Here is a 13,462-nt window from a genome sequence, read left to right as displayed (position 1 = left end):
GCCCATGGACGTCACGCCGATTCCCGGCGCCGCTCTCGGCGCCGTCGTGCACGGCTCCCATGTCACCGGCGACATGGACAGGTCCCAGTCCGAGGAGATCTGGGCGGCACTCGACGCGCATCTCGTACTCGTCTTCCGCGGCCACGAAACACCCTCCTACGAGGAGTTCCTGGCCTTCGGACGGCGCTTCGGTCACATCCCGAAGACCGGCCTGACCAGCGGTGCCCATCCCGACCACAACGAGATCCTGATCGTCTCCAATCTGACGGAGAACGGCCGGAAGATCGGGGTCGGGGACGCCGCGTGGATGGACTGGCACACCGACTACTCCTTCCGCCCCCGCGTCTCCCAGGTCGGCTTCCTGGAGGCCCTGGAAGTGCCGCCCTCCGGCGGCGGACAGACCCTCTTCACCGACATGTACGCCCTCTACGAGACGCTGCCGCCCGAAGAGCGCCGGCGCCTGCACTCCTACCGGGTCCGGCACGGCCTGCGCACCGGGTACGAGGAGACCATCGAGGAAGAGCTGCAGGGCGAGGTGTCCCTCGGCGGGAGCAGCGGACTGATCCAGCCCGAGGACGGCACCTCCACGGTCCACCCGCTGATCGCCCGCAATCCGCGCACCGGCCGCCGGTCGGTCTACGTCAGCACCCTGAACACCAAGCGGATCCTGGACCTCGCCCCCGACGAGAGCCGCAAGCTGCTCGACGAACTGCTCTCGCACGCGGGCAGGCCCGAGTACACCTACGCCCACACCTGGCAGCCCGGGGACATCGTCATGTGGGACCAGCTCGGCACCGTCCACGCCAAGCAGCCCTTCGACCCGGCCGAACGGCGCCTCATGCGTCAGGTCGTCAGCATCTTCGACGACCCGGCCGATCCCTGGCATGCGGAGGTCGCCGTATGAGCACTGCTCCCGCGTGTCTCGGCCACAGCCGGGCCGCCATCACTCCGGCGCTGCGCGCCGCCGTCGACCGGCTGGACCACCGCTCACGGCACCAGGCGGCCTATCATTTCGGATGGATCACCGCCGGTGGGGCGCCGACGCGCGCCGACGCCGGCAAGGCCGTCCGGCCGGCGCTCGCGCTGCTGTCCGCCGAGGCGGTCGGCGCCTCCCCGGAGACCGCGCTGCCCGGCGCCGTCGCCGTGGAGCTCGTGCACAACTTCTCCCTGGTGCACGACGACCTGATGGACGGCGACGAGGAGCGCCGCCACAAGCGCACCGTGTGGAAGCTGTGGGGCTCCTCCAGCGCGATCCTGACCGGCGATGCGCTGCTGACGCTCGCGCAGGAGGTGCTGCTGGACGCCGGGACTCCGGCGGCCGCCTCCGCCGCCCGGCTGCTGGCCCGCACCACCCGCCACCTCATCCGGGGCCAGGTCCAGGACCTGTCCTTCGAGCGGCGTCCGTACGTCACGGTCGACGAGTGCCTCGACATGGCCGCCGACAAGACCGGCGCGCTGCTGTCGGCGAGCTCCGCGATCGGCGCCGTCCTGGCCGGAGCACCGGCGGCGACAGTGGACGCGCTGGCCCGCTACGGCGACGAGATGGGCCGCGCCTTCCAGCTCACCGACGACGTCCTCGGCATCTGGGGCGATCCGGCGGTCACCGGCAAGCCGGTGTACTCCGATCTGCGCGCCCGCAAGAAGTCCCTCCCGGTCAGTCACGCGCTCCAGCAGGGCGGCACGCACGGCGTCGAGCTGGCCACCTGGCTGTCCGCGCCCGGCGAACCCGGCGAGGAGGAACTGCGGCGCGCGGCCGAACTGATCGACGGGGCCGGAGGCCGCGACTGGGCCCTGGCCGAGGCCGCCCGGCGGATGAAGCTGGCCGAGGACGCGCTGCTCGGCGTCGACCTGGAGGCCGGTGCGCGCGGGGAACTCCTCGCGCTCGGGCGTTTCGTCGTCGACCGGGACGTGTGAGCCCGGACCAGGGCGACTCCTCCGCCCCCCAACCCCTCACGGGGCACCGCGGTGCCCGCCATCCCACCCGAAGGAACCCCTCATGCCGCAGGACATCGACATCCGGATACCCCTGCCGGGCCGGCAGAGCCCCGACCACGCGCGGGCCGAGGCCGAGCAGTTGGCGTGGCCGCGCTCGCTCGGTCTGATCAAGTCCGACATGGCGGCCGAACGCCATCTGCGCGGCAGCTACGCCGATCTGGCCTCCCGCTTCTATCCGCACGCCGCCGGCCCCGACCTCGACCTGGGCGTCGATCTGATGTCGTGGTTCTTCCTGTTCGACGACCTCTTCGACGGTCCTCGCGGCGAGGATCCCGAGGAGGCCAGGCAGCTCACCGAGGCGGTGGCGGCCGCGCTGGACGGACCGCTGCCGGAGGCTGCGCCGCCGATCGCCCACGGGTTCGCCGACGTCTGGCGGCGCACCTGCGAGGGCATGACCCCGGCCTGGTGCGCACGCAGCGCCCGGCACTGGCGCAACTACCTGGACGGGTACATCGACGAGGCGGCGAGCCGGTTCTGGAACCGGCCGTGCGACTCGGCCGCCCAGTACCTGGGCATGCGGCGGCACACCATAGGTGTGCAGCCGACGGTGGACCTGGCCGAACGCGCCGGCCGCTTCGAGGTGCCGCACCGGGTCTTCGACAGCACGCTGCTGTCCGCGATGCTCCAGGTCGCCGTCGACGTCAACCTGATGCTCAACGACATCGCCTCGCTGGAGAAGGAGGAGGCCCGCGGCGAGCAGAACAACCTCGTCCTGATACTGCACCGGGAGCACGGCTGGTCCAGGAGCCGCAGCATCGCCCACCTCCAGGACGAGGTGCACGCCCGGCTGGAGCAGTTCCTGCTGCTCGAATCCTGCCTGCCGCGGCTGGGGGAGATCTACCAGCTCGACCCGGGCGAGCGCGAGGCGCTGGAGCGCTACCGCACGGACGCGATACGCCCGGTGATCCGCGGATCCTACGACTGGCACCGCTCCTCGGGCCGCTATGACGCCGAGTTCGCACACGCCGCCGGCTCCCGGGGCTATCTGGAGGAACTCGGCAGCACCGCCCGGTAGCGCCCCTGCAGCGCGCGCCCTCGCCCGGCCCCCGCGGCGGACGGCCGCTCACCGCCCCGGACGGGCGGACGACCAACCGGCATCAACCGGCATCAACCGGCACACACGGGAAGTTGAGAATCGGATGACCGAGGAGAGCACCTTTTCAGCGGGAACGGCGCCCGGGGCCCTCCCCGTGGTGGGACACGCCCTCCAGATGATGCGCCACCCTGTGCACTTCATGACGTCGCTCTCGGCCCACGGCGACCTGGTCCAGATCAGGATCGGCCCCACGACGGCCTACGTGCCCACCCACCCCGACCTGCTGCGGCACGTCCTGACCAACGACCGCATCTTCGACAAGGGCGGCGTCTTCTACGACCGCGCCCGCGACATCGCCGGAAACGGCCTGGTCACGTGCCCGTTCGCCGATCACCGACGGCAGCGCCGGCTGATGCAGTCCGCCTTCACGCGCGGCCAGCTCAAGCGGTATTCCGAGGCCATGCACGCAGAGATCGAGGCCACGGCGTCGCGTTGGCAGGACGGCATGGTCGTCGACGCCTTCCAGGAGATGTACGGCATGGCCCTGCGCACGGTCGGCCGCACGCTGTACTCCACGCCCGTCAGCCCCGAGCTGGCGGCGAAGGTGGAACGTTCCTTCGACGTCGTGCTCAACGGCCTGTTCCGGCAGATGTTCCTGCCCGCCTCGGTCCGCAGCATGCCCCTGCCGTCCAACCGGCGCTACAAGAGCAACCTGGACTTCCTGCACGCGACCACCCAGCGGCTCATCGACGACTACCGCAGCTCCGACACCGAGCGGGACGACCTGCTCGCCGCCCTGATCGCCTCCCGCGACGACGACGGCGGCCGGCTCGCGGACCGGGAGATCCACGACCAGGTCATCACCGTGATGGCAGCCGGAACCGAGACCGTCGCCGGTACCCTGACCTGGGTCTTCTACCTGCTCTCCCAGCACCCGGAGATCGAGGCCGCGCTGTACGAGGAGATGGACACCGTCCTCGACGGGCGCGCCCCGCAGTGGGACGACCTGCCGAAGCTCTCGCTGACCGACCGGATCATCTCCGAGACGCTGCGACTGCATCCGCCCGCCTGGCTGTTCACCCGGCTCACCGCCTCCCCGACCGAACTCGCCGGCCGCCGGCTGCCCACCGGCTCCACCGTCGTCTTCAGTCCCGCCGCGGTCTCCCAGTACGAGGACGCCTTCGAGAACCCCACGACATTCGACCCCGACCGCTGGCTCCCGGACCGTGTCGCGCCCGCCTCCCGGCACGCCTACGTGCCGTTCGGCACCGGCGCCCGCAAGTGCATCGGCGACCTCTACGCACGCACCGAGGCCGCTCTGGGACTGGCCACCATCCTGGGCCGCTGGCGGGTCACCTGTGAGCCCGGCATGGACATCCGCCCGGTCCCGCTGGCCACCGTCTACCACCCGCGCCGACTGCGCCTGAGGCTGGATGCGCGCACCCCGCGCCGGGCGGTCTCCGCCGTCCCCGCACCGGCCGGGGGTGACGCGACGTGAGCGAAGGGAGCGTCGCTGGCCGGCCGCGCGGCTTCTGCGCGGGGGCACGGCGCGCCGTCGGCGTCGCCGAGCGGGCGCTGGACACGCACGGGGCGCCGGTGCAGGGGCGCGAGGAGACCGTGCACGAACGCCATCGCCGCCGGCAGCGGCAGGGGGCAGATCTTCGTCCGGTGCGAGGCCGCCGGGACCGTACCCGAGTCGAAGATCGTCGAGAGGCTCGTCGAGGAGGCTGGTCGAGGAGGCGCGACGAGTCGCGGAGCTGATGCCGCAGGACCCCTCCGGGGCTGCTTCCTCCGAGGCCGGTCTTCCGAGGCCGCCTCCTCCGCGGGCCGGGGGAGCCTCGGCCGGTGATCACCGGCCCGATGCCCCGTGCCCGTGCCCGGACCCGGACCCGGCACCGGTACCTGCCGCAGCCGCGGCCGAGCAGCGGGTCCGGCCGCCGCCGGCAGGCCGTCCCCGAGCCGGAGCGGGGCTCCTGGGGGCAGGTGCTCCCCTCGGCTCCCGGTGTGCAGCACGAGCAGGATCCCGCACCGGACCGCCGGTCAGGAACCCTCGCCCGTTCACGAGCGAGGCCCCAGGCACCGGGAGCCGATGTGCCACCGGCGACCGCACACGGTCGGCAACGGACCGGGCTCAGCCGGGACCGGCGACAGCCGGACGGGGCGAGCCCGGCCAGGACCGGGTCCGCCCTTGTTACGTGCTCGCTGCACGATTCGGGCACCCGGGGACAGAACCCGTCTACGCTGGGTCCCCGCACCGTCCGGCAACCCGTAGGACCTGTAGGAGATGAACCCGCACATGACCGGTGACGACCGTCCCACCCTGCCGCCCGTACGGCTGCCCTCCGATGCCGAACTGGCGCGGGACGCACTGGCCGCACCGCTCCTGGCGCGCGCAGTGGAACTCACCCGCTGGGCGCGCGCCGGCGGACCCGCGGGCGCGGGCATTCCGGTGGGTGCCGGGGGTGAACTGCTGGCCGAGCAGCTCAAGCAGGCCGCCGCACATCTGGGCCTGTCGGGGGACGAGGAGGCCCCGGCACTCGCCGCCGACGCGTGGAACTTCGCCGTGGACACCGGGCTGCTCGCGGTCGAGGAATTCGAGGACTCCGAGGACTCCGAGGACTCGGAAGACTCGGAGGAGAGCGCGAAGCCCGGAGGCCCCGGAGCGGGCGCCGAGGCCCCCGACGGGGTCGGCAGCGACGACCCGGTGGGCGTGGCCGCGCCGGAGCCGGAGCTGGGCGGCCTGACCGGCGCCCAGGGCGCTCCCGCGCCCGCTCCCGAGGAGATCCTCGGGCTGTGGCGCAGCGGCCTGGAGACGGTGCTCGCGGACGCCGCGACGCCCAGCTTCGAGGAACTGCTGGACGGTATCGAGGGCGCCGTCGGCGAGGACGGTGAGATCGACCCGAACGCCATCGACCTCGACGCGCTGGACTGGAACCCGGAGGAGGAGTCCGAGGCCCTCGACAGCGCCCTGGGCAACCTCTACCTGCTCACGGCCACCGACCCCGCCGTCGCGGCCGGGTCGATGGTGCCGCTCCCCGTGCTGGCCGCCTCGATGACCGTGCCCGAGGGCATGGACGAACCCACCGACGACGTGCTCGAAGAGGTCTCCAGCACGATGATGCGGCTGGACGAGCAGTTCCGGATGCTGGAGCCGACCGGGCTGGTCGTCCACCAGCCGGTGGACGAGGCCCTCACCCGCGAGGACGAGGGCGAAGAGCCCTACGACGCGGCGGAGTCGGGCGCCGATCCGGACGAGGAGGACGTCTCCCGCTACGGCATGGTGCGGCTCACCCCGCTCGGCCTGTACGGGGTGCGCGAGAGGATGCGCGAGGCCGGGCTGGACGTCCCCGCGGTCGGCGACCTCGCGCACGCCGGAGCGGACGCGCTGCTGGCCGCGCTGCCGGTCTACACGGAGGAGAACGCGCACAGCGAGATCCAGGGCTGGTTCGCGGCCCGGAACGCCGCCGGGCCGACCGGCGGCGACGCCACACCGGCGGCCGCGCGGGAGCTGCTCGCCGCGGCACGCGGTGGCGACGAGGCAGCGCCCGTCCGGCGGCTCGCCTGCCAGCAGGCGCTCTCGCTCGCCGGACCCGAGGCCGAGCCCGCGCTGCGCGAGGTGCTGGAGGACCGGCAGTTGGGCGGGCTCGCCCGGGTCTGGCTCGCCGAGCGCGGTGCCCGGGACGTGCCGCAGCCCGACGAGGAGATGGTCTTCTGGCTGACCATCGACACCATCGCCGCCCAGGTCGCGACCGCCGGTGAACCGGACGAACTGCGTGACCTGGTACGGGACCTGGTCGACCAGCACACCGGCTTCTTCGACAAGGCGTGGCGGGTCGAGCACCCCGCGACCGGGGACGTGCTGGAGACGATGGGGCGGGTGCACCCGGACAAGCGGATCGCCAAGGACGCCCGCAAGGCCGCGTTCAAGGCCCGCTCCCGCTGACCGCCCGCGGACCCCGCCCGGGCGGGGTCCGCTCCCGCACCCGCGGGACGGCGGTCCGTCCGCCCCCGTCCCCGTCCACACCACCTGTCCTGTCCTGCTGTGCCCCGCCCTGCCTTGTCCTGTCCTGCACCGCGCTGGGCGCTCCACGCCGCCGCCGGGTCTGCCGGCCGTGGGCGACGCCGGGCGGTGCAGCGGGCGGTCCGCACCGCGGACGGCGTGTGAGGTGCGGCGAGTCCGGCAACCCGCTCCCGGGATCCGCTCCCGCAGTTCCGTACGATCGAGCAGATCGGGCCTTTTCGGCTATCCGGAACAAAGGGTGTGAGCAACGACGTGACAGAGAGCCCCAATCGGCGCTCCGGGGGCACGGCGGCGACCAGGCAGGTACCGCAGGCGGTGGCCGCGCTGCCCCGACAGGTGCGTGACGAACTGGCCTCCAGGCTGCGCCGCGCGGGCCGCCCGTTCACCAAGGACGACGTGCAGGTCGTCCAGGAGCCCATGCTCAAACGGGCGGTCAGCGCCTCCGCGCTCGGCAACTGCATGGAGTGGTTCGACTTCGGCGTCTACAGCTATCTGGCCGCCACCATCGGCAAGGTCTTCTATCCGGGAGCCTCCGACGCGGCGCAACTCCTGGCGTCGTTCGCGACGTTCGCCGCGGCCTTCGTCGTCCGTCCGCTGGGCGGCCTCTTCTTCGGGCCGCTCGGCGACAAGCTGGGCCGGCAGAAGGTGCTCGCCGCGACCATGATCCTGATGGCCTTCGGCACCTTCCTGATCGGCTTCATCCCCAGCTACGCCACGATCGGTATCGCGGCCCCGATCCTGCTGCTCCTCGCGCGGATGCTGCAGGGCTTCTCCACCGGCGGCGAGTACGGCGGCGCCACCACCTTCATCGCGGAGTTCTCGCCCGACCGCAGGCGCGGATTCCTCGGCAGTTGGCTCGACTTCGGCACCTTCATCGGCTACGCCCTCGGCTCGGTCCTGGTCACCGTGCTCAACGTCGCGCTGACCGACAGCCAGATGCTCGCCTGGGGCTGGCGCATCCCGTTCCTGATCGCCGGACCGCTGGGGCTGATCGGCCTGTACATGCGGCTGAAACTGGAGGAGTCCCCCGCCTTCCAGCAGCAGTTGGACGAGCACGACCAGGCGGTCGCCGAGCGCGAGCAGAAGCACGAGTTCCGCACCATCCTGCGCCGGTACTGGGAGCCGCTGCTGGTCTGCATCGGACTGGTGCTGCTCTACAACGTCACCAACTACATGGTGACCGGCTATCTGCCGACCTACCAGACCGAGACGCTGGGCCGGGACCGGACCACCTCCGATGTGCTGGTGCTGGTCGGCATGGTGTGGGTGGTGGTGCTCATCACCTTCGTCGGCCGGCTGAGCGACCGGATCGGGCGGCGCCCGGTCTACCGCTGGGCCGCCGTCGGCCAGATCGTGCTGGCCGTCCCCGCCTTCCTGCTGCTGCGCGCGGACGGCTGGCTGCTGCCCGCGCTCGGCGTGCTCGTCCTGGCCACGCTGCTGGCCGGGTTCGCCGCGCCGTCGGCCGCCACGCTGCCCGCGCTCTTCCCCACGAGTGTGCGCTACGCCGCCATGGGGATCGGCTTCAACTTCTCGGTGGCGGCCTTCGGCGGAACCACCCCGCTGGTCACCGAGGGACTGGTCAGCGCGACGGGCAACAACCTGGTGCCCGGCTGCTGTCTGATGGTCAGCGGGCTCGTCGGCCTGCTCGCAGTGCGCTTCATGCCGGAGACCGCGGGCGTGCCGCTGCACGGCTCGCAGCCGATGGTCAGCACGGAGCAGGAGGCCAAGGAGCTGATCTCCACCAGCCGCGACCTCCGGGCCCTGCAGGTGCGGACGGCGGAGGGGGCTGCCGGTCCCGGATAGGCGTCACTCCGTGCCGGGCTCCGCGGCCCGGCCGGACCCCTGCCGCCGGTCCCGGAAGGCCGCGGCCAGAACGGCGGCGGTGCCGAGCGCCGACGGCAGCAGGGCGAGGAGCAGCGCCCCGGTCCGCGGCTCGCCCTCGGCAGGGGGCTCGACGGCCCACATCAGGCTGCAGGCCACGGCGATGGTCATCCCGAGGCAGCAGCCGAGGAAGAGCTGGGCCCGGGCCAGGCGCAGTGCACCCCGTGCCGTCTGCGGCCGGTTGACCAGGCTCGACGTCTGCCGTCCCGGCGGCAGGTCGCGGACCGGGGTGATCCGCAGGGTGGCGGACGCCGTCCCGGCCAGCAGCGCCAGCACGCCTGCGTGCACGAGGACGGGCAGGAAGACGGTGCCCACGGATTTTTCCGCGTACCGGTCCACTCCGTCGCTGCCGAAGTGCTGCGGCACCTGTGGGGGAAGCCGGGGGTAGACCGCGATCCCCCACACCAGGAGTCCCGCCAGCACCAGCACTCCGGGCGCCAGCCACCACCACGGGAACCGGGCACCGCCGGGCGCGTCCCCGTTCCGGTCGCCCTGCCTCTGCGTTCCCCGTGCTCCTCGCATCCCGATTCCCCTCCCCGTTCGCCCCCGCCCGCCCTGCGGGGCGCGACCTCATTCCGCCGCCCGCCCCCAGACGAGGTGGTTGCCGCCCTGCCACTCGATGACCGACTCGTCGTACAGATCGACGGTGGCGATGTCCAGCCCGGCGCGGGCAAGGTACTCGATCAGGTCGGTGAGGCCGTAGGCGGTGCCCAGCGTCTCGCCGTGCACACTGACACGGCGACCCCCGCCGGATGCGGGCGGATGGACGACGACGAACGCACTCATGCTCCCAGGCTGCGCCTGCAGCCGCCGCGATGCACCTCGGAGCGCGGCGGCACTGCACAGGCCGGTCGCGCGGCGACTGCGCGCCGTCCCGGTGGGAGACCCGTCCGCCGGGACGGCCCGCGGGGCCGTGCGGGCCCCGTGCGGGGCTCCCGCACGGCCTCAGCGCTGGGCCGGCCCGTCGGCCGCCGCGTCGGTGCCGGGCCCCGGGAGTGCGTCCCGGAGGGCCAGTTCGGCCAGGGCGCGTGCGGTGCCGACGGGGTCGTCCACGAGTGCCAGGCCGCGCATGACCATGGCACCCTCGTGCAGTACGAGCAGCCGGTCGGCCAGCCGCTCCGGCTCCCGCGCACCGGCCGCGACCGCGAGCTCGCGGAGATAGCCGTGCATCCAGTGCTTCTGCTCGGTGATCACACGGCGCCCCGGATGCGCGGGGTCGGGCAGCTCCGCCGCGGCGTTGACGAATCCGCAGCCGCGCGGATTGTGCTGCTGCGTCCACTCCGCGAGCGCGTCGAAGGTGGCCAGCAACTGCGCGGGGGCCCCGGTGTCCGCGGCGTGCCCCGCCACCCACGAGGTCAGCCAGGAGCGCCAGCGCCGGTCCCGCTCGCGCAGATACGCGGCGATCAGCGCGTCCTTGCCGCCGAACCGGTCGTAGAGCGTCTTCTTGGTGGTGCCGGCCTCCTTGGCGATCAGGTCGACACCGACGGCCGTGATGCCGCGTGCGTAGAAGAGGGCGCTCGCCGCGTCCAGAATCCGCCGGGCGCCGGGCGTCAGCTCCTCCGGGGCCGCCGACTGCGCCGTCGTCGATTCCGCTGTCCCCTTTCCCACCGCTCGCAGCTCCCTTCGTCGACAGCCCGTCGTGCCGGGCCTTGCCCGCACTGCGGTAAACAGGTCTGTTTACACCACTGTACTCTCCGGCCGGACGGGGTGAGGGGCCGCTCGTCGACGCCGGGCGCTGTTTCCTGCTGTGTCCTGCGGCTTTCTGCTGCGTCCCGCTGCTTCCTGCTGTTTTGCACCACCACCGCCGCCGACCGGGGCCGGGGCGGCCCCCGCGCGCGGCGCGTGCGGAGCGGCTCCCGGGCCGGGGGCACCTCCGCCACGGCAAAGGAACCGCAAAGCCCGGCCGGTCGTTACCCCGGCATGACGGCAATGACTCCCGGCTCCAACCTTCCGCTGGCCGCGCAGCGCGTCGCGGTGGAGGTAACCGCACCCAGCAAGCTCGACGTCTCGGCACTGCTGCTGAGCCCGGAGGGCAAGGTCCGCTCGGACGACGACTTCGTCTTCTACAACCAGCCGGCCGCTCCCGGCGTGACCCACACCGGGGGCGCCACCGACACCATCACCGTCGAGACCGGCGCGGTGCCCGCCGGGATCGACAAGGTCACCGTCCTCGCGAGCCTGGACGCCCCCGGGGCCACCTTCGCGGGCACCGAACCCACCGCCACGGTCCGGGACGCCGGTACCGGCGCGGTACTGGCCACCTTCACCCCGCCCAAGCTCGGTGCCGAGACGGCGCTGCTGGTGGTGGAGGTCTACCGGAGGAACGGCGCCTGGAAGGTGCGTGCCGTCGGCCAGGGGTACGCCGACGGCCTGGGCGGAATCGCCTCGGACTTCGGCGTCCAGGTGGAGGAGCCCGCCGCCCCGCCCGCGGCCGCCCCGGCGGCACCCCCCGCCCCGCCGGTCGCCGCTCCCGCCGCGCCCGCGGCACCCCCGGCCCCCGCCGCCCCGGCCGCTCCTGCCGGGACGGGGAAGGTCAACCTGGACAAGGGGCGGGTGAGCCTGCAGAAGAACCAGACGGTGTCGCTGGTCAAGGGGGGCCGCCCGCTGCTCACCTCGGTCCGGATGGGGCTCGGCTGGGAGCCCGTCTTCCGTGCCGGGAGGCGAGCGAAGGAGATCGATCTCGACGCCTCGGTCATCGCCTACGACGCCAACCGCAAGAAGGTCGACGCCTGTTACTTCGGCAAGCTGGCCATTCTGGGCGGCGTCATCCAGCACTCCGGCGACAACCTCACGGGCGAGGGCGAGGGGGACGACGAGGTGATCACTGTCCACCTCGGCGACATCCCACCCCAGGTGACGGGCCTGGTCTTCACCGTCAACTCCTTCTCGGGCCAGAAGTTCACGGACGTCGCCAAGGCGTACTGCCGCCTGCTCGACGGCGGTGGCGGGGAGCTGGTCCGGTTCGACCTGACCCAGTCCGAGCCGCGGACGGGTGTCCTGATGGCGAAGTTCATCCGCCAGTTCTCCGGCGAATGGGAGATGACGGCGCTGGGCGAGTACGTCGACTCGCGCACGGTACGCGGCATGGTGAAGCCCGGCGCCGCCGCCCTGTAGGTCCCGTCGCACCGCCGCGCCACCCGGCCGGGAGCACGGGGCCGGGAGCGCGGCGGCGCGGCGGAGTGCGATCCTCCGGCAGTCCGCTGCGGGGCCGGGGCCGGGTCAGAAGTCGAAGACGGGACCCGTCGCCTGATGCATCACGCAGGCGTTCGAGAACGTCTTCTTCCAGTTCACGGCCTGCCCCCGGTGGCTGCCGCGGGCGGTGACGGTCACCGGGTCGTACTGCATGGTGCAACGGCCGCTGCCGGCGGGCAGCGCGTCGAGATCGCCGTGCGCCGCGTCGAGCGCCGCACAGGTCTCCGCGGCCCTCGGGTGGTGTCCGTGCGGCGTCGGCTCGCAGCGCAGCATGACGCCCCGGATCCAGGTGTCGCCGGAGCCGGAGACGGACAGGAAGACGCCCTGGGTGCCGCCGTCGGAGCCGGGCCCGGTGTGCGGGCTGCCGGGCGCGGAGCCGGCGGGGGTGCTCGTGGTGTCGGCGGCGGGTGCCGCCTGTGAGGTCAGCAGGGGTACCGCCAGTGCGGCCGCGGCCACAGCGGTACGGACGAGATACCGGGCGGAGGTTCGAGTGCTCACGGCCTCCTAACGAGACCGGCCGCCGGGAGGATACGGGGCCGCGCGCGGCCCTCGGCAGAGGGCGGACCACCGGGCGGGCTCCCCGCGTGCCCGTGCGGCACGCGGGGAGCCGACCTCAGGACTGCGGACGGCGGCCGTGGTTGGCCGCGTTGCCGCGGCGGGCCTTCTTCTTGCGCCGACGCTTGGACGACATGGCGTCTCCTTTCACGCGAGGGATGTATACCTCCGCGTTTCTACCACCCACCCGCTTCCGCTTCCGAACCACCCGGACCGGCGGAGCCCGAAGGGCATCTGCTCCGGGACGGTCCGTGCCCGGGTCCGTGCCCCCGTGCGGGCCCCGGTGCCGACCCGCGCCCGGGCCCTCGGCGGCTGCGGCGTCCGCGGCGTCTGCGCCGTCAGTGGCGGTCAGTGGCGGTCGCGGGAGTGTCCGAACAGCAGCCGGTAGACGATCAGCAGGACGAGCGCCCCGGCGACGGCGGCGATCCAGAGGCTGGGATCCACCACGTTGTTGGCTATCGGACGGTCCAGGAAGGTGGCGGAGAGCCAGCCCCCGATGAACGCCCCGGCGACACCGATGAGCACGGTGCCCACGAGACCGCCCGGATCGCGGCCGGGCAGCAGGATCTTGGCGACCGTGCCCGCGACCAGGCCCAGGACGATCCAGCTCAGCACGCCCGAGTGCGTGAGGTCGGAGAGCAGGTCCGAACCCGCGTCCTGTGCGTCGGCGAGCTGGGTGAGCGGTGTGGCGAGCATCTCAGGGGCCTCCCCGTGGCTGGTCGGTTGCGGATCCATCATGCCTGCCCCGCCGGACGCCGCGTGCGCCCCGTGCGGCCGTTCGC

General features: G+C 72.9%; 13 protein-coding genes and 1 pseudogene. 8 read left to right on the top strand and 6 right to left on the bottom strand.

Features of this window, described 5'->3' with window-relative positions; translation table 11 throughout:
- The first annotated feature begins 4 nt into the window (after positions 1-4).
- The 7 genes and pseudogenes from ptlD to BMX65_RS00395 all read left to right on the top strand — a co-directional run bounded on the left by ptlD (position 5) and on the right by BMX65_RS00395 (position 8,855).
- A complete protein-coding gene (gene ptlD, locus BMX65_RS00420) occupies positions 5-904 on the top strand; it encodes a neopentalenolactone/pentalenolactone F synthase (protein ID WP_074998094.1) in 900 nt (299 codons plus the stop codon).
- A complete protein-coding gene (locus BMX65_RS00415; RefSeq protein WP_074998093.1) occupies positions 901-1,914 on the top strand; it encodes a polyprenyl synthetase family protein in 1,014 nt (337 codons plus the stop codon). Before ptlD ends, BMX65_RS00415 begins: the two co-directional genes overlap by 4 nt.
- An 82-nt stretch (positions 1,915-1,996) precedes the next feature.
- Complete coding sequence (gene ptlA / locus BMX65_RS00410; protein WP_074998092.1) at positions 1,997-3,010, top strand: pentalenene synthase; 1,014 nt, start codon at positions 1,997-1,999, stop codon at positions 3,008-3,010.
- Positions 3,011-3,134: 124 nt separating this feature from the next.
- A complete protein-coding gene (gene ptlI / locus BMX65_RS00405; RefSeq protein WP_074998091.1) occupies positions 3,135-4,529 on the top strand; it encodes a pentalenene oxygenase in 1,395 nt (464 codons plus the stop codon).
- A gap of 135 nt (positions 4,530-4,664) precedes the next feature.
- Positions 4,665-4,880 (top strand): annotated as a pseudogene (locus tag BMX65_RS33225) (hypothetical protein); the annotation flags it as partial.
- 447 nt (positions 4,881-5,327) lie between these two features.
- Positions 5,328-6,974: a hypothetical protein gene (locus BMX65_RS00400; RefSeq protein ID WP_074998090.1), complete on the top strand. Its 1,647-nt coding sequence runs from the start codon at positions 5,328-5,330 to the stop codon at positions 6,972-6,974.
- Positions 6,975-7,304: 330 nt separating this feature from the next.
- Positions 7,305-8,855, top strand: a complete 1,551-nt coding sequence (locus tag BMX65_RS00395) for an MFS transporter (protein WP_239501767.1) — start codon at positions 7,305-7,307, stop codon at positions 8,853-8,855.
- Between the two features lie 3 nt (positions 8,856-8,858).
- Here BMX65_RS00395 and BMX65_RS00390 read toward each other — a convergent pair whose 3' ends face one another.
- The 3 genes from BMX65_RS00390 to BMX65_RS00380 form a co-directional block, all read right to left on the bottom strand.
- Positions 8,859-9,455, bottom strand: a complete 597-nt coding sequence (locus BMX65_RS00390) for a DUF1648 domain-containing protein (protein ID WP_079171621.1) — start codon at positions 9,453-9,455, stop codon at positions 8,859-8,861.
- A gap of 48 nt (positions 9,456-9,503) precedes the next feature.
- Positions 9,504-9,719 (bottom strand): hypothetical protein, encoded by a 216-nt coding sequence (locus tag BMX65_RS00385; RefSeq protein WP_074998088.1) that lies wholly within the window; start codon positions 9,717-9,719, stop codon positions 9,504-9,506.
- 159 nt (positions 9,720-9,878) lie between these two features.
- Positions 9,879-10,541: a TetR/AcrR family transcriptional regulator gene (locus BMX65_RS00380; protein WP_074998087.1), complete on the bottom strand. Its 663-nt coding sequence runs from the start codon at positions 10,539-10,541 to the stop codon at positions 9,879-9,881.
- A gap of 312 nt (positions 10,542-10,853) precedes the next feature.
- On the opposite strand from BMX65_RS00380, the gene BMX65_RS00375 reads away from it, so the two are divergent.
- Positions 10,854-12,047, top strand: a complete 1,194-nt coding sequence (locus tag BMX65_RS00375; RefSeq protein ID WP_143081791.1) for a TerD family protein — start codon at positions 10,854-10,856, stop codon at positions 12,045-12,047.
- A 105-nt stretch (positions 12,048-12,152) separates the two neighbouring features.
- Here BMX65_RS00375 and BMX65_RS33220 read toward each other — a convergent pair whose 3' ends face one another.
- The 3 genes from BMX65_RS33220 to BMX65_RS00365 form a co-directional block, all read right to left on the bottom strand.
- Positions 12,153-12,623, bottom strand: coding sequence for an SSI family serine proteinase inhibitor (locus tag BMX65_RS33220; protein WP_074998086.1), 471 nt, complete (start codon positions 12,621-12,623; stop codon positions 12,153-12,155).
- A gap of 115 nt (positions 12,624-12,738) precedes the next feature.
- On the bottom strand, positions 12,739-12,831 hold the full coding sequence (locus tag BMX65_RS34400; RefSeq protein WP_388544748.1) for a 50S ribosomal protein L37: 93 nt from the start codon (positions 12,829-12,831) through the stop codon (positions 12,739-12,741).
- A 197-nt stretch (positions 12,832-13,028) separates the two neighbouring features.
- Positions 13,029-13,376, bottom strand: coding sequence for a GlsB/YeaQ/YmgE family stress response membrane protein (locus tag BMX65_RS00365; RefSeq protein ID WP_239501766.1), 348 nt, complete (start codon positions 13,374-13,376; stop codon positions 13,029-13,031).
- Positions 13,377-13,462: the final 86 nt, after the last annotated feature.

The organism is Streptomyces qinglanensis (genome assembly GCF_900111245.1).
Taxonomy (GTDB): domain Bacteria; phylum Actinomycetota; class Actinomycetes; order Streptomycetales; family Streptomycetaceae; genus Streptomyces; species Streptomyces qinglanensis.
Note: the sequence above shows the minus strand (reverse complement) of the source record. Positions and strands in the feature narration are given on the sequence as shown.